General features: G+C 41.7%; 13 protein-coding genes. 8 read left to right on the top strand and 5 right to left on the bottom strand.

Annotated features, from left to right (window positions below; genetic code table 11):
• Positions 1-44 precede the first annotated feature (44 nt).
• Positions 45-386: a YlbF/YmcA family competence regulator gene (locus I592_RS13465; protein WP_010779642.1), complete on the top strand. Its 342-nt coding sequence runs from the start codon at positions 45-47 to the stop codon at positions 384-386.
• A 355-nt stretch (positions 387-741) separates the two neighbouring features.
• Positions 742-1,881, top strand: coding sequence for a serine hydrolase domain-containing protein (locus I592_RS13460; protein ID WP_010779643.1), 1,140 nt, complete (start codon positions 742-744; stop codon positions 1,879-1,881).
• 50 nt (positions 1,882-1,931) lie between these two features.
• Here I592_RS13460 and I592_RS13455 read toward each other — a convergent pair whose 3' ends face one another.
• From I592_RS13455 to I592_RS22285, 5 genes are all read right to left on the bottom strand, one after another.
• On the bottom strand, positions 1,932-2,120 hold the full coding sequence (locus I592_RS13455; RefSeq protein WP_010779644.1) for a hypothetical protein: 189 nt from the start codon (positions 2,118-2,120) through the stop codon (positions 1,932-1,934).
• A gap of 70 nt (positions 2,121-2,190) precedes the next feature.
• The gene (locus tag I592_RS20760) at positions 2,191-2,781 is read right to left on the bottom strand and encodes a TetR/AcrR family transcriptional regulator (RefSeq protein ID WP_010779645.1); all 591 of its coding nucleotides are present in this window, start codon (positions 2,779-2,781) and stop codon (positions 2,191-2,193) included.
• Positions 2,782-2,849: 68 nt separating this feature from the next.
• A complete protein-coding gene (locus I592_RS13445; RefSeq protein ID WP_010779646.1) occupies positions 2,850-5,054 on the bottom strand; it encodes an ABC transporter permease in 2,205 nt (734 codons plus the stop codon).
• Positions 5,054-5,362 carry an ATP-binding cassette domain-containing protein gene (locus I592_RS22290; RefSeq protein WP_371191116.1) on the bottom strand — a complete coding sequence of 103 codons (309 nt, stop codon included), beginning with the start codon at positions 5,360-5,362 and terminating at the stop codon, positions 5,054-5,056. Before I592_RS22290 ends, I592_RS13445 begins: the two co-directional genes overlap by 1 nt.
• Positions 5,328-5,759: an ABC transporter ATP-binding protein gene (locus I592_RS22285; RefSeq protein WP_010779647.1), complete on the bottom strand. Its 432-nt coding sequence runs from the start codon at positions 5,757-5,759 to the stop codon at positions 5,328-5,330. Before I592_RS22285 ends, I592_RS22290 begins: the two co-directional genes overlap by 35 nt.
• A 284-nt stretch (positions 5,760-6,043) precedes the next feature.
• Here I592_RS22285 and I592_RS13435 point away from each other — a divergent pair, with 284 nt between their 5' ends.
• The 6 genes from I592_RS13435 to I592_RS13410 all read left to right on the top strand — a co-directional run bounded on the left by I592_RS13435 (position 6,044) and on the right by I592_RS13410 (position 15,944).
• Positions 6,044-7,225: a metallophosphoesterase family protein gene (locus tag I592_RS13435; RefSeq protein ID WP_010779648.1), complete on the top strand. Its 1,182-nt coding sequence runs from the start codon at positions 6,044-6,046 to the stop codon at positions 7,223-7,225.
• Positions 7,215-9,845: an ATP-binding protein gene (locus I592_RS13430; protein WP_010779649.1), complete on the top strand. Its 2,631-nt coding sequence runs from the start codon at positions 7,215-7,217 to the stop codon at positions 9,843-9,845. The genes I592_RS13435 and I592_RS13430 overlap by 11 nt, the downstream gene beginning before the upstream one ends.
• The gene (locus I592_RS13425; RefSeq protein WP_010779650.1) at positions 9,842-10,786 is read left to right on the top strand and encodes a 3'-5' exoribonuclease YhaM family protein; all 945 of its coding nucleotides are present in this window, start codon (positions 9,842-9,844) and stop codon (positions 10,784-10,786) included. Before I592_RS13430 ends, I592_RS13425 begins: the two co-directional genes overlap by 4 nt.
• 343 nt (positions 10,787-11,129) lie before the next feature.
• Positions 11,130-11,645 carry a GNAT family N-acetyltransferase gene (locus tag I592_RS13420; protein WP_010779651.1) on the top strand — a complete coding sequence of 172 codons (516 nt, stop codon included), beginning with the start codon at positions 11,130-11,132 and terminating at the stop codon, positions 11,643-11,645.
• 166 nt (positions 11,646-11,811) lie between these two features.
• Entirely contained in the window at positions 11,812-14,235 is a 2,424-nt protein-coding gene (locus I592_RS13415) for an HAD-IC family P-type ATPase (protein WP_010779652.1), read from the top strand.
• Positions 14,236-14,450: 215 nt separating this feature from the next.
• The gene (locus I592_RS13410; protein ID WP_010779653.1) at positions 14,451-15,944 is read left to right on the top strand and encodes a phosphohexomutase domain-containing protein; all 1,494 of its coding nucleotides are present in this window, start codon (positions 14,451-14,453) and stop codon (positions 15,942-15,944) included.
• Positions 15,945-15,997: the final 53 nt, after the last annotated feature.

The raw sequence follows: 15,997 nt of genomic DNA, 5'->3' as shown, positions 1-15,997 counted from the left end.
TACAATAGAACAGTAACTTTTATAGAAAATGAGGGAATAAAAAGATGGCAAACATTTATGATTCAGCGAATGGATTAGAACGTGAAATCCGTGAACTACCAGAATTTAAATCTTTAGAAGAAGCTTTCGCGGAACTAAAGAAAAACGAAACAGCGTATGCTGCATTCAAAGACTTCCAAGCTTTCCAACAAAGTTTGCAAGAAAAACAAATGCGCGGTGAAGACTTCAGTGATGAAGATGCTGCACAAGCACAAGCATTAGCTGAAAAAGTTCAACAAGAAGAATTAATCAACGAATTAATGGTGAAAGAACAAGCATTCAGCGTGATCATCAACGACTTGAACCGGATCATCATGACTCCAATTCGTGAACTATACGAAGGCTAATCAAAAAATAGAAATTGCGAGTTCCGCTTTCTCCCGTTCAAAAGAGCGCGAGCTCTACCAAAAGCTGCTTTAGCGAATAACTGAACGCGTTGTGTAGCGGAATCGTATGCGAATGACGATAGGATCCTTTTTCCGAATGTTGGAAAAAGGATTTCTTTGTTTTGAAGCTAGCTGCGAGTTCGGCTTTCTGCCGTTGAAAAGAGTGCGAGCTTTTTTCAATTGAACAGAGGAATTCTTTAAGCTACGCACCTTACAAGAGTCTTACAAAAAACGAAGAAAATTGATAGATGGAAATAAATTGAAGCAATTCTTTTGGAAAATTGCTATACTTCAAGCCATAAGGATGCGAATAAAGATGAAAAAAATAATCATTGGCGGCAGTTTGCTTTTGTTGCTAGTAGTAGGCGGCCTGATGGCTTGGCGCGGGCATGCGTCGAATTCACAGACTGCGAAAACACAGAAATCAACAGTCGAGTCGACTTCGACTTCTAAAAGTTCAACGACGAAAGAAACAGAGAGAACGCCAGAAAAGAAGGAAGCAGTGGTTTTACCAGAAGCCACGAATCAGAAGTTGAATCAATTATTGGTTGACCAACGCTTTTCGGGAACGGCATTAGTAGTGCGTAAAGGCCAAGTGGTGTTGAATCACTCCTATGGGATGGCAGATCAGGAGAAACAACGCAAAAATACACCGACCACGCGATACTATATCGGGTCAGCGCAAAAAGCTATTATTGCTACCGCCATTCTGCAATTAGAGCAAGCGGGAAAATTAACTATTGATGATCCTGTTGCAAAATACATGAAAGATTTTCCCAATGGGCAGCAGATTACGTTGAAGAATTTGCTTAATCATACGAGCGGATTGACCGGACGTACAGAGGGCAGCAAAGAAATACTCCCTCAGCAGATTCTTCAGGAGATTGAGGCAGCAGGGAGCGATTCATCAGTAGGAACGTGGCATTATTCGGACAGCAATTACGCCGTGTTGGCCTATATCTTGCAACAGGTCAGCAAGCAGAAAGTGCAGGAGTACATTCAAGAGCATATTTTTGACCCTGCAAATATGCAAAATACTGGGTTCTATCAAAGCAATACAGCGACCCCCAATATGGCTGAGAGCTATAAAGAAAAAAATGGCCGTGTAGAAAAGGCGCAATTGCCAAACCTTTCTCAATTATTTGGTGCAGGAGATATCTATACGACCGCCACGGATTTTTATCTCTTCGACCAAGCTTTGATGCAGGGAAAACTGATCAATGAAAATGAAAAAAGTAAAATGATGACATCGGGAAGTGCCTCCACCTATGGGATGGGATTTTATGTAAATCCAGGAAGCTACTCTAGTCATGGCGTATTAGGCGGATTTAATACGATCAATACATTTACACATACAGGATTGACATACATCATTTTATTGGCGAATACGAACCAAGTCCAGTCGCTGGGACAGACGGCAGATGCTGTATATGGTGTGCTAAATCAAATGGAATAGAAAAAGGTAGAAGCAGTGCTCTGAGTGAGCGTCCGCTTCTACCTTTTTTGCTAAAAAAATTTTTTGAATCGATCCATCACACTATTGATATTTTCAGATTTTAGCAACACTTTGACTTTGTCATAGTATTCGCCTAATTCATCTTTGTGAGCTTCAATAAATGCCTTCGCCTTTTCTGTGTTTCCTTCGTTTAATAACTCTTTGGCTTTTCTGATCAGTTCGTCTCTCTCTATGAACACTCATCCTTCCTTATTCAGGTAATCGTTCGAAAGTCCTTTGCTTTGAGGAAACACCTGCGAACCTGGACACTCAAAGCTCCAAATAGTCCATCAAACCGTCCAACATAATGTGGACAGTTTCCGTTAAGTAGGTGTCGATCATCACTTCTCGATGAAACATCCCGAAACCTAATAAATGAACATAATTTTGTACGATTTCTGGGTGTTTGTCTTCAATTTCCAAGATAGCAAAAAAGTCTCGATAATTTTGTTTCTCGTAGGTTTCCAGTTCAGCCATTTTTTCTTTTGAATACCGTAAGAGAAAGCGCTGAATTTCCTGCTGCTCTTTCACGAAAAAGATCATATCGTTTGAGGAAAAGAACTGGTCGGAAAACGCTTTAATCGTTTGTCGTCGTTCGTGGGACGATAACGGTTTGATCCGTTCAGCAATTATCTTCAGACGACCAAATAATTCGCGATGGATCTGATAAACAATCGCATAGAGAAACTCATCTTTAGATGAAAAGTAATGGTAGAACGACCCTTTCGCTATCCCTGCGGAGGCGACCACATCATCCACACTCACTTTTTTGATGCCATATTGATAAACAAGCGCACGTCCCTTGTCGACCAACATCTGTTTATTGCGGGCTTTTTCATCCGGTGTTAATTCTCGCGGCAAAGCAGACACACCTCCATAAAATCCTATTCTGAGGACAATTATATACTGAAATAAGCGAATGAGCTATTTTATTCTTCTTGAACTTTCAACCCTTCAACAATAGCTAATCCTTCAATGTACCGATTGGAAATCAACAAACGAAAACTACTAATGATACTCACGACCAGCGCTGTAAAAATATAGGATTCCAACCGGATACTGGGCTGCATTGCAAAACTATTTTGTGAAAACTGTTCTTTTATAGCCGCTAATAGCCAGTTTCCTGCAAAAAAACCTAGAGGAATTGATAATAGGAGCTGCAGCAGATTTTCCTTATTGATCGTTTGCAGAATTCGTCGTTTGGAATACCCCATGATATTCATAAGCATGTATTCAAATTCTCGAATAGTCAAATTCATTAAGTTCAGGCAGAAAATAACTGTAGCACCTAGAATCACTGAACAAATCACTAATAAAACAATCAGTATTCCCATGTTGTCCAACAAAGAACGAAAGGTTTGTTTATCTTCTTCGGCGGTCGTATAAAAAAGGTTCTTTTCTTTTAATTGCTTTACGCCCTTGCTAGGGTGATCTGAAGTTACATAAAGGGTATTGTAGACTGCTGGCAATTCCTTAAAGCGCGTGCGCGCGTAATCATAGGAAGTATAGACCGCTAACCCCATACTTAGCGGAAGAACAGCAGAAATCGTTGCTTTTTTTTCATTGATGGTTATTTGATCGCCGACGGATACGTGCCATTTTTTTGCATAATATTCAGGAATCACCAAGCCCTGATCCAGTTTTTCCGTTGGCAGATTCAAAATGGTTATATCTGATGAGGTAATGATCAGCGGATAGTCTTCATCGTGGACGGTCCCTGTAAGCTGCAATGCCGCTTCTTGGCGATCGATCACAGAAGAAGTCTGTATGATTGTTTGATCGAGTGGGAGGGGTTCCGGTAATTGAACAATAAAGTCATACTTGGCAAATGTTTGAAAATAATGATCCGCCACGCCTCGGATAGAGTCGTTAAAGCCTAATGAGAATAACAATAGACCCGTTGAAGCGGACATCCCAAGGACCATTAGAAAAAAGCGTCCTTTATTTCTTAACGAGGCAGCAAAAGCGTAACGAGTATTGAAGGACAAGGAGGAAAGGAATCTTGAAGGCACACGTGTCCTTTTTACTTTTGGAATTCTCTGCCTCATAGAAATGGCTGGATACTCCTTGAGAATATCAAGCATGGAGCACAAGGAAAAAACGCCGCAACCAAGTGTGGAAATCATTAACGAAATCACCCAATAGCGAGAGTCAATATGATAGGCCAGAGTAGGCAGTTCGATCATGCCGCTAAAAATGCGGAATAACAACTCCGTAACAGGGTAACTCAGCAAACAACCTATCAATGAACTAAAAAGGCCTAGCAGCACAAATTGTCTAGTGTATATCCTAATGATGGAAAAATTAGTCGTGCCCAGAGCTTTTAATAGACCGATCTGCTTGTGTTCCTTGAGCAACGTCCGCCTCAGAATAATAAAGATGATCCCAAAAGACAGCAGCCAGAAGATCGTAGGAAAGATGTATGCGAAAGAGACAAATTGATCTAAATCACCTTGATACATTTGATAGTTGATTTGATCTTTTTGAGCTGTGAAGGATTGATAAGGAAGAAGCTTTTTTATCTCAGCTTCCTTGATGCTTGTTGTACTGGCTAGTAAAAGTTGATTTGCAGAAGGAAAGAAATTTTTTGAAACAAAAGCAACCGCGAATGTTTTCGAATCAGCAGAAAAAGAGCGTTCACTTTGCGAGTAGTAGATGTATTCCGGTGAGCGAACAATGCCGACTACGTTTAATTTTTGTCCATTGACCGTGAAGGTGTCATTCAATTTTATTTTATTCTGACGCGCGTATTGACTAATGAGGACACATTCTGCTGTGGACTTTGGGAGATGTCCTTTCTCCAAAATTACTTGATTCAGCTTTGTCGAAAGAGAAATCAGGCGCACCGTTTTGTCTCCGCTGCGAAAATCTTGTACAGTCCGCTTCTCAATAGTAGAGGTGTGAGGCGAAGCTTCCAATTTTTTCGTATCGTCAGCAGTAAAATTCCCCGTTAAGGTGACAGCTGCATAATGCTGTTGACGGAATAAAGCGGTCACTTCTTCTTCATAGATTATTTTGAAAGTAAACAGCGTTGTAAAAAACAAGGCAGCGATGAGAATCAACAACCCCATGCCGAGCATTTGAGCAAAATTGTTTTTTATTTTTCGAATAGAAAGAATTGTCTGTACACGCATTACCATTCCACCTCCATAGGGGACAGCGGGGAGTCATTTTCTTCAATAGATAAAATTTTCCCGCTTCGAAGTCGGATGACCGTATCGGCGATTTTTGCGATCTCTTTATTGTGAGTAATAAAGATAACGGTATTTTCAGTAGCAGTTTGAATGTCCTTTAAAACACCTAAAATAGTGATCCCCGTTTCAAAATCTAGTGCACCGGTTGGTTCATCACATAATAAAATCTCCGGCTTTTTAGCAATGGCCCGAGCGATGGAGACACGTTGCTGTTCACCGCCCGAAAGCTCCCCCGGAAAGTGAGTGATTCGGTCTTTTAGACCGACAAGCTGTCAATGCTTCTTCAGCGTCTTGTCTGTTTTTACTGACTAGCTCTGTAGAAAATTCTACATTTTCTAAGGCACTTAAATCAGGCAATAAATTGTAGCTTTGAAAAACAAAGCCAATTTTATTTTTTCGGAATTCAGTCATTTGAGCTTTGGAAAGTCCAGTGAGATCTTGTCCTTCAAACAGAATAGTTCCTGAGCTCGGCTTGTCCATGCAGCCGATCATATTCAAGAGGGTCGATTTTCCTGAGCCACTCTCACCCAAAATTACAATAAAGCGATTCTTAGGGATATCCAGAGTAATCTCATCCAGTGCGATAACTTTTGATTCTTTAGCGCCGTAAACTTTAGATAGCTTTTCAATTTGGAAAGTATTCATTAAAACGCCTCCATTCTTTATTTTGACCGAATAGTAATTATTAGTCATAATGTACGTAAAAAAAGAATCGTTTACTTTTGAGTATTATGACCATTTTGAGTTATATGGTCATAATGCTATAGCTTTCTTTTCTTGTATAGCTTTTCTTGAAGGAAACCTTAAGCATATCCGTGGAAGGCGAACAAATTTTCGTTTTTTTATGGTAAAATATACAGGATTGAGCAACTGCCTATTTTTCATTAAATAAAATAAATCCGTTGCCTTTACTGATAGGGGGAGAAAAAATGAAATTTTTACATGCAGCTGATTTGCATCTGGATCGCTCATTTGAAGGTCTGACGACGATACCAGAATACTTTCAAGAAAACCTTGTGACAGCGAACAAAAAAATGCTGGAAAATATCGTAGATACAGCAATTACAGAAGCTGTTGATTTCATTTTGTTCGCTGGCGATACGTTCCATCAAAATCGTCCTACCTTAAAAACTCAACGTTATTTCTTTCAAGAGATGGCGCGCTTGGATGAAGCGAAAATTCCAGTCTTCATGAATTTTGGAAATCATGATTTTTATCAAGCAGAACGTTATTGGTTTGATTTTCCAGAGACGATTCAGTTATTCGACAATGAACAGGTGGAAACGAAAAAATTTGTGACAACGATGGGGGAGACTGTTGCTATTACGAGTTTTAGTTATCAGCATTCCACGATCAGTGACGCGATGATCGAACAATTTCCTCACAAAGAGGCGGTTGATTTTCAAATCGGGATGTATCATGGTGGTCAGATGCCTTATGCGCCCTTTCAGCTAACCGAATTAGCAACAAAGGGTTATGATTATTGGGCATTGGGACATATCCATGTGCCGCAAGTTTTATTGCAGCAGCCTTATGTGGTTTATCCGGGAACACCTCAGGGACACACGCAAAAGGAAACAAATCTGGCAGGTGTAACGGTGGTGGAAAGCCAAGGCAATCAACTGATTCCGAGAAACGTTTCAGTTGAAGCGATTCGTTGGGAAAAACGGACGCTTTCCCTAGCTAGCGTGCGTCAGCCACGCGAACTCTTTCCTTTGATACGAGAGCTTACAGCGGATTTGCCCACGTTAATACATCTGGAGTTCAAGGATACAGAAAACTTGGGTGAGGAATTGGCTTATCAAGTGGCGTCAGGTGAGCTGGCAGAGGCGTTACAAGAAGAAGTGCCTCAAACTATTTTCCTATGGCAAGTAACGTTAGCAGAACGGCCGACGGAAAGACCGTATCTTGCCGTGGATCAACAGTTGGTAGAACAGTTGATCGCGACGTATCAAGCGCCTGATATTTTTAATGAATTACTAAGTGATTTGGAACAACATCCGCAAGTACATTATTTAATGGATCAAGCATTTAAATCAACGACGTTGGCAATGTTAAATGAAAGAATGACAAAGAATTATCGATTTAGGAGGGACGCCGATGTGGATTAAAAAAGCAGAGATCACAAGTTTTGGCAAATGGCGTCAGCAGTCGTTCCTGTTCGAAGCGAAAAATCAATTGGTCTATGGCCTAAATGAAGCCGGAAAATCAACACTGTATCAGTTTATTCAAGCGATTCTATTTGGCTTTCCTGCAAAACGAAAAAAGGGCCAAGACTATACGCCAAATGACGGTAGCGGTTTTGGTGGGCGCTTGCTGATTGTTCATCCAACCTATGGATCGGTAACGGTCGAGCGATACAAAGCCAAAAATAAAGGCAAAGCGAAGGTCTGGTTGGAGGATGGGCAGCAAGGCGATGATGAATTTCTAGAAAAGATTCTTTATCCGTTAAATCAGCAGTTGTTTCGCCAAGTCTTTACCTTTCAGCAGGAACAACTTCAGCAGTTAGAGACTCTGAGTGAAGAAAATCTTCATGAGGCATTGATTTCAATGGGGTTGTCTGGCAGCAATGAATTATTTGAGCAACGGATGAAGCTAAAAAATAACTACGAAACAATCTATCGTCCTCGAGGAAGAAAGCAGCCGTTGAATCAAGCGTTGCAGCAGTATCAAGAATTGAAACAAAAGATCAAAGAGAAGGAAGCGCAAGAACTCGGTTTTCAGCAGCTTGTTCGCCAAGCAGAGGACGAGAAGCGAAGCGTCAGCCAGCAAGCAGCAAGCAATCGAAAGCTGCAAGAAAGTCAGTTAGGTCTCGAGCAGCAGCGTATGAACTGGTCAGGTTACGCAGAATTTTTAGAGTTGCAGCAATTGGATCTGCACGCATTGGCGACCGAAGAAGAGCGGGCGCAGCTGCAAGACTTCTATCAAGATTATCAGCAATTAATGAAAGAACAGGAAAAGCTGCACGCTGCTCTACAGAAGTACAGTGGGAACCAAGAGTCTGCGCGCTATTATTTCTATTTAGAAAATGAACAACGCATCCAGCAATTGCTGGATGAAAAAGTCACGATCACTCGAATGCTGGATGAAGAACAGCGACTGGCGATCAAACTAGCTCAAACAGATGATGCTCCGGTAAATTGGCAGCAGAATTTGCCGCGCCCCTTTGCCGATGAGCAAGCGATCCAGCAGCTTTTCGAGCCGCTTCAGACCCAGCAAAAGGTAGTAGAAGAACAACGCATTCGATTACGTTTGGTCAAAGAACAGCGGGATCAAGCGGAGGCTAGTCTTAATGACTACGAACAAAAACATCCGGAGCTGTTTAATAAAAAGAAAAATCCGCCATGGTTCTTTCTCGCCGCAGGCGTTACTGTACTGATAGCATTCTTTGTCCCAGCACCATTTCGCTATCTTTTGATGATCGCCGCTGTAGTCTGCGGAATCCTAGGCGTGATGCGGCAAAGTAAACCAGCCAATAAGGATACTTGGCAGGAGAAGCTGGGCCAATTAGACATTTATGAAGGTCAAGTAGCAGAAATGACCGAAAAAGCAGCTAAAGGACAACAAAAAGTACAGCGTCTTTCAGAAAAGCTTCAAACGGAGGTGCTGCAAAGAAATCTGTCTAGTGTTGAGAATGAATTTTCACTGATACAAGAAAATCAACGTGCCTTGAACTATTTGTCTTTACTGAAGTCAAATAAAGAATTGCAGCAACGACAATCGGTATTGCGTCAACAATTGATGCAGTATGAGCAGCAGTTTGAATTTTTAGCAGATTGGCTGCCGCTGCATGAAAAGAATCTATCAGAAAAAATGACAACGCTGGAGCAATTTGCTAAAGAGATGGAACAGATTCGCTTTGCTCAGACCTACCAAGAGAATACCGTTTTACAGCAACGGATCCATGAGGCGCAAAAGCAGCAGCAACAGCTTTTAGAACAACAGCAACCGGTATTGCAACAGCTACGAATCGCTTATCCATCAGAAATTCCTGCCTTTTTACAACGGGAATCGGAATTGCTTCAAAAGCAAGCACGTTTAGGTGAATTAACCGAAACGATCTTACCGCTGTTTAAAAATGAAACGACGCTTGCAAAAATCGAGGAATCTCTGCGTACCCTAAAACAGGAGCTTCAAGAAGGAGAAGCACTGTTGCAACAACTACAGGAGCAGGAGCAACGCTCTCGTTTGCAGATTCAGCAAATGCAGGCGGATGGCACGTTAGATAGTCTTTATCAAAAAGAGAGTCAGCAACGTGCGCTGGTAGAAAAATTGACGACGGATTATGCAGTAGCAAAGCTGGAAAATCAATTGCTGCAGGACATTGCGACAGAACTATCCGAACAGCAATTACCTGAATTATTAAAACAGGCAACGAGTTATTTTCGAGAATTGACGAACAATGCCCATAGCCGGTTGGATTTTTCTGAAGGACTGTTGACCGTCGACGAGTTGAGCCTCTATAATCTTTCAACGGGGACTAAGGATCAGGTTATGATGGCCTTTCGCTTTGCGTACGTTGCTTTGCAGCAGCAATACCCATTATGCCCAGTAATTATTGATGATGGCTGGCTGCATTACGACCATCAGCGGAAGTATCAGTTTGCCAAATTATTACAGCAATTTAGCCAAAATTATCAAGTCATTTGTTTGTCATCTGATCAAGAAATGGTAAGCTATTACCAAGAGCTTCACCAGCCAATCTGGGAATTGAAGGGAGTCCAACGATGAAAAAAATCAAAGAATTAACGGTCGATGAGCAGTTTGAAATGTATGTGTTGATCAAGAATGCAGATGTCCGCTTAGCCAAAAATGGGAAAAAATTTATCGCGTTTACTTTTCAAGATACTTCTGGGACGGTCGATGGAAAATTTTGGGACGCATCTGAAGAAGAGATCAAACGCTATAAAGCTGGACAGGTCGTGTTATTGAACGGCAAACGAGAAATGTATCAAGGCAATCCGCAGGTCAAGATCATTCATCTACGTACAACGAAGACGGATGAACCAAATGATCCGGCACTGTATATGGAACGTGCGCCAATCAAGCGTGAAGATATGGAAGAAGAATTCAACAAAACGCTCTTTGAGATCACTAATGCGCATTGGAATCGTATCGTGCGCTTCCTATTAAATAAATATCAAAAAGAATTTTTTGAGTTTCCAGCGGCAAAACGCAATCATCATGCGTTTGCAGGTGGATTAGCCTTTCACACGTTAACCATGCTTCATCTAGGAAAAGCGATCGCGAAGGAGTACCCTCAGATAAACAACTCGTTACTTTATGCAGGAATCATTATTCACGATTTAGGCAAAGTAATTGAATTGACGGGTCCGTCTTCTACCGAATATACAGTCGTAGGAAACCTAGTAGGCCACCTCGTTTTAGTGGATGAAGAGATCACTAAAGCCTGCGCTGAACTGAAAATCAATGATGCAGATGAAGACATCGTTGTCCTGCGTCATATGGTCTTGTCCCATCATGGGTTATTAGAATATGGATCGCCTGTCCGTCCACGAATCATGGAAGCAGAGATCCTGCATCAAATCGATAATATCGATGCGTCAATGCAAATGATGTCTAGTGCGGTGAAAAATGCAGAACCAGGAATGTACACAGAACGCATTTTTGGAATGGATAACCGCAGTTTTTATGTTCCAAAAGATATTTAAATGGAAAAGCGGTGCCTCAAATTACAAGGCATCGCTTTTTTGCGAGTTCTACATTTATAGGCTATTAATAGTGAGATGGGTAAAATCTTTAACACTAACAGATAAAACACGAAGTTTAATTAGACCGTTTGAGAAGTGAACACCCACTCATTTTTTTGTACTCTTAGAAGAGGATTCTTTAAATTGAGGTAACTATCCGTCTTAATTTTCGCAGTTTGTTACGGTGCAAGTTACTTTAGAAATAGGCAGGGAATATTCAAGCTGAACAAGTTTTGCACGATGATCGATTTTTTTCTGGGACTTGGAAAAAAAGTCATTTTAGACTAAGCAGGAGGGGAAAGTGATGATTGAAACAGAGCGGCTCTATTTTCGTGAGCTGCAACAGACAGATAAAGAGGCACTAAGCGCTATTTTACAAGATGAACAAACGATGTATGCATATGAAGGCGCCTTTGACGATAAAGAGGTCCAAAACTGGTTGGATAAACAACTAAGCAACTATCGCCGTGATGGCTTTGGTTTATGGGCGGTCTGCTTGAAGGACACAGGTGAACTGATTGGTCAATGTGGTTTGACTTGGCAAGAAGTTGCAGGTACCCCTGTATTAGAGATCGGTTACTTGTTCCGACGGGCGTTTTGGCATAAAGGCTATGCGATCGAAGCGGCGAGGGCTTGTAAAGAATATGCGTTTACCCACATAAAAGCAGAAGAGGTTTATTCCATTATTCGTGATACGAATAGTGCTTCGCAGAAGGTGGCGAAAAGAAACGGCATGGTTCGTTGTGGAGAAATCGTTAAGCATTACCGAGGAGTGGCTATGCCACATGATGTTTATAGGATAAAGAACGGGGCTGCATGATGCGGCTCTTTTTTTGTCTTAAGTAAGTAAAAAAAGGAAATGCTCCCGATAGTTTAAGAGAATATTTTATAAAATGTTTTCTCCCGACTAAAAATGTAAGTCGTGTTAAGATAGTTCTAGAATCAAAAAAGAGAGAGTGCGACAAATGGAGACGAGGGGATGCCGTATGAAAAAGAAAAAAATTGACGTTCAAACGGTGGAAGAAACTTTTGAGGATGTAGAGATTCCATCAGATTTGAATGGACTGACTCACTCTGAAGTTCAGCAACGAATAGATCAGGGGCAAGTCAATCAAGCGGAAGAAAATTTATTAAAGTCTGATAAAGAGATTATCAAAGAAAATACGATCAATATTTTCAATATTTTAAACTTTGTATTGGCAGTATTTGTACTGTTGGTGGGATCGCCGAAAAATACGTTGTTTTTCGGTGTCGTGATCATTAATACGTTGATCGGAATCATTCAGGAATTAAGAGCAAAACATACGATCGATAAATTATCGGTCTTGGCTAAAACGAAAGCAGTCGTCTTGAGAGAAGGCCGGCTGCAGCAGGTGGATCAGGAGGAGATTGTCTTAGGCGATATCCTATATCTGCGCAATGGAGACCAGGTCCCAGTAGATGGAAAATTGTTATCTGGAATGGGTGTAGAAGTCGATGAATCACTGTTGACCGGTGAATCAGATCGCGTCCAAAAACAGTTGCAGGATCAATTGTACAGCGGCAGCTTCGTAACCGCTGGGGAATGTTTCTATCAAGGAACGGCTGTTGGAAAAGATAATTTTGCGGAACAATTGACTAGTGAAGCGAAAACGAAAAAAACAGACAATTCTGAACTGACGAAGGTATTGAATCGCATGATCGCTGTTTTGACGATCGTGATCATCCCAGTAGGACTGGGCTTGTTTTATAGTCAATATCAAGCGTCCTCGTCAATCAAGCAGGCTGTTTTAGGAACGGTGGCAGCGTTGGTCAGTATGATTCCCGAAGGACTGATGTTACTGACGAGTGTGGCCTTTGCTGTTGGTGCAGCGAATCTGGCACGAAAAAAGGTATTGGTGCAGGCACTGCCTTCCATTGAAACGTTGGCACGAGTAGATGTTATCTGTCTGGACAAGACTGGGACGATCACGGATGGCACGTTGAAATTTGAGGATGCGTTGCTGGAAAATGTATCTGAGGATCGTTTGCGCGTAATCATGGGAAATTTATTAAACCAGCTCAAAGATCAAAATGCGACAGCGAAAGCCTTGCGGGATGCTTTTCCGGCGGCAGATACTTGGCAAGCAGAAAAAATCGTGCCATTTTCTTCTGCACGAAAATGGAGCGGCGTAACGTTTAAGGATCAAGGGAGTTTTGCGTTTGGGGCGCCAGAATTTATATTCAAAAATCTGTCTCCTGAATTGCAAAAGAAAATTCACCCTTATTTGGAGGAAGGACAGCGCGTTCTTGTTTTAGTAAACTATCCAGGCCTCCTAGAAGAAGAGCTTTTGCAGGAGCCGCAATTGCTTGCAACATTGATTATTTCCGACAATTTAAGAGAGAACGCGCGAGCCACCTTTGGTTATTTTGCAAAGCAGGATGTGCAGCTAAAGGTCATCTCTGGCGATCATCCATTGACCGTTTCAAAAATTGCCCAGAAAGCAGGTATCAAAAATGCAGAGACATTTATTGATATGTCCAGCTTAGAAGAGCCGATCGACTATAGAGCTTTAGTGGCAAATACAACGGTCTTTGGCCGAGTGACACCAAAGCAGAAGCAATCACTGATTCGAGCGTTAAAGGTCCATCATACAGTCTGCATGACGGGGGACGGCGTGAACGATGTGTTGGCGTTACGTGAAGCAGATATCGGTGTAGCGATGGCCAATGGAAGCAGTGCCGCAAGAGCTGCCTCGGATGTCATTCTATTGGATTCTGATTTTGCTCGAATGCAGAATGTTTTAAATGAAGGGCGTCGAGTGATCAATAATATCGAACGTGTAGCCTCGATGTATTTAGTAAAGACAATCTATTCATTGATCCTGGCAGTGATTTTTATGATCATTGCAAGTCCATACCCCTTTGAACCTGTCCAATTAACACCAATCAATGCCTTGACTGTAGGCATCCCGTCCTTCTTCTTGGCGTTGAAGCCAAGCTATGAACGGATTAAGGGCGATTTTTTAAATAATATTTTGCGGGTCTCTTTACCCGGCGCCTTGACCGTGGTCGGTGCGGTAATAGTCATCCAAGTTGCAAACGTATTATTTGATCTAGACTATCAAGCAACATCGACTATGTCTGTCTTCTTGACGGGGTGTGTAGGATTATTGGTCCTATACAAAGTTTCTTTCCCGTTGGACAAGAAGAAGATCGCGTTGATTGCAGTATTGGGCACGGCGTATCTAAGCTGCTATTTATTTTTTAGAGAGTTCTTTGAATTTGATAAACTATGGAACCGTAATTTGTTTTTTGTTCTTCCATTAACATTCGGAATTTATTGGCTATTCAAAGGTCTGACCTTTGTCATGGACCGATTGGTTGCATGGCGGATTCGCTGGCAAAAGAAACGTCAAGCGAAAAAAAATCCTCAATCTCGAGTCATTTAAAAGAGTGAAAATTACTTAAATTGATAAAATTTCCCGGAAAAGGCTTTCTTTTTCGGGATTTTTGGTATAATGGACTAAAAGTAATACCAAAGGATGCCAGTTGTCAGTTTTGCTTTTAGCTGGAATAGGCGGGGAATTTGGCACACCGTGACGAAGCATCTTATTTTTCTGAAGAGAAAACAAGTATATAAATAGGAATAAGGAGGAATTCATCAATGGAGTTATCGAAATTGCAAAATGGTTCGGACATTCGTGGAATCGCTATCACTGCTGAGGGGAAAGAAAAAAACTTAGGTGTTGAAGAAGTACGTGAAATTGCGAAGGGGATTCTTAATTGGTTAGCAGATAAAGGTGTTAAGCGTCCATTCAAGATTGGAATCGGACATGACAGTCGTTTGACGGGGCCAGAGTTGAAGCAAGCCATGGCGGCAGTATTTGAAGCAGCAGGCTGCACGGTGTTAGATTTCGGACTGGCGACGACACCGGCCTTATTTATGGCGACACAATTTGATGAGTTCGCCTGTGATGCTGGAATTATGCTGACAGCCAGTCATTTGCCGTTTTATTTTAATGGCATCAAAATTTTCAGTCAATCTGGGGGCGCGGAAAAAAGTGATATCGCCTACATTTTGACACATACTACTGCAAGCGAAGAAGCTGCTGGAAGTACAAAGCAAGCCGATTTATTGTCTCGATATGCCGCGGATCTTGTTGAAAAAATCCAGCAAGGAAGCGGGGCTGAGCAGCCTTTAAAGGGTCTGAAAATCGTTGTTGATGCGGGCAATGGCGCGGGCGGCTATTTTGCAGAGAAGGTATTGGCCGTTTTAGGTGCGGACATTGAAGGTTCTCAGTTTTTGGAGCCTGACGGTAATTTTCCCAATCATATTCCCAATCCCGATAACAAAGAAGCGATGGCTAGTATTAAACAGGCCGTACTTGAAAATCAAGCGGATCTTGGCGTGATTTTTGATACAGATGTGGATCGTTCGGCAATTGTTTCTAAAGATGGACAAATGATCAATCGCAATAATCTGATCGCTGTTTTATCTGCCATTGTTTTGCAGGAGCACCCAGGAAGCACGATCGTGACGAACTCGCCAACTTCAGATCATTTGAAACACTTCATTGAAGAAAAGGGAGGAAAGCAATACCGCTATATTTCTGGTTATCGGAATGTCATCAATAAAGCAATTGAATTGAATGAAGAAGGTATTGATTGTCAATTAGCGATCGAGACAAGCTCTCACGCAGCCTTTAAAGAAAATTATTTCCTAGATGACGGTGCGTATGTCATTGCCAAAGTATTGATGCTATTACCAAAATTACAAAAAGAAAATCGGGAATTGACTGATTTAATGGCAGAACTGGAACAGCCCGTAGAGACATTGGAGATCCGTTATACGATCACTGGCGAAGACCACAAGAAGACCGGGCAAAAAATGATTGAAAGATTCCGTGCAGAGCTTCCGAAGCAGGAAGGTTTTTCGGAGAATTCAGAAAATCAAGAAGGCGTTCGTTTTTCCGTGACGACTCCCTATGGAAAAGGTTGGATGTTGCTGAGACTAAGTCTCCATGAACCATTGTTAGTGATGCAGGTGGAAAATGATCAAGCGGATCAAATCCAAAAACAATTACCACTCTTCCGCGAGCTGTTGGCACAAGAGCCGCAAATCGATTTAACGAAATTGGATCAACAATTGAATAAGTAAGAATTCTTGCAAAATAAGCCCCTTCGTCTGATGATAAGAGTCAGACAAGGGGC

The sequence above is a fragment of the Enterococcus gilvus ATCC BAA-350 genome, assembly GCF_000407545.1.
Taxonomy (GTDB): Bacteria; Bacillota; Bacilli; order Lactobacillales; family Enterococcaceae; genus Enterococcus_A; species Enterococcus_A gilvus.
The sequence above is the reverse complement of the archived record's forward strand: the minus strand, read 5'-3'. Positions and strand labels throughout refer to the sequence as shown.

Coding starts and splice junctions, on each gene's coding strand:
- I592_RS13465 (WP_010779642.1), top strand. CDS start 45: ATGGCAAACATTTATGATTCAGCGAATGGATTAGAACGTGAAATCCGT.
- I592_RS13460 (WP_010779643.1), top strand. CDS start 742: ATGAAAAAAATAATCATTGGCGGCAGTTTGCTTTTGTTGCTAGTAGTA.
- I592_RS13445 (WP_010779646.1), bottom strand. CDS start 5,054: ATGCGTGTACAGACAATTCTTTCTATTCGAAAAATAAAAAACAATTTT.
- I592_RS22285 (WP_010779647.1), bottom strand. CDS start 5,759: ATGAATACTTTCCAAATTGAAAAGCTATCTAAAGTTTACGGCGCTAAA.
- I592_RS13435 (WP_010779648.1), top strand. CDS start 6,044: ATGAAATTTTTACATGCAGCTGATTTGCATCTGGATCGCTCATTTGAA.
- I592_RS13430 (WP_010779649.1), top strand. CDS start 7,215: ATGTGGATTAAAAAAGCAGAGATCACAAGTTTTGGCAAATGGCGTCAG.
- I592_RS13425 (WP_010779650.1), top strand. CDS start 9,842: ATGAAAAAAATCAAAGAATTAACGGTCGATGAGCAGTTTGAAATGTAT.
- I592_RS13420 (WP_010779651.1), top strand. CDS start 11,130: ATGATTGAAACAGAGCGGCTCTATTTTCGTGAGCTGCAACAGACAGAT.
- I592_RS13415 (WP_010779652.1), top strand. CDS start 11,812: ATGAAAAAGAAAAAAATTGACGTTCAAACGGTGGAAGAAACTTTTGAG.
- I592_RS13410 (WP_010779653.1), top strand. CDS start 14,451: ATGGAGTTATCGAAATTGCAAAATGGTTCGGACATTCGTGGAATCGCT.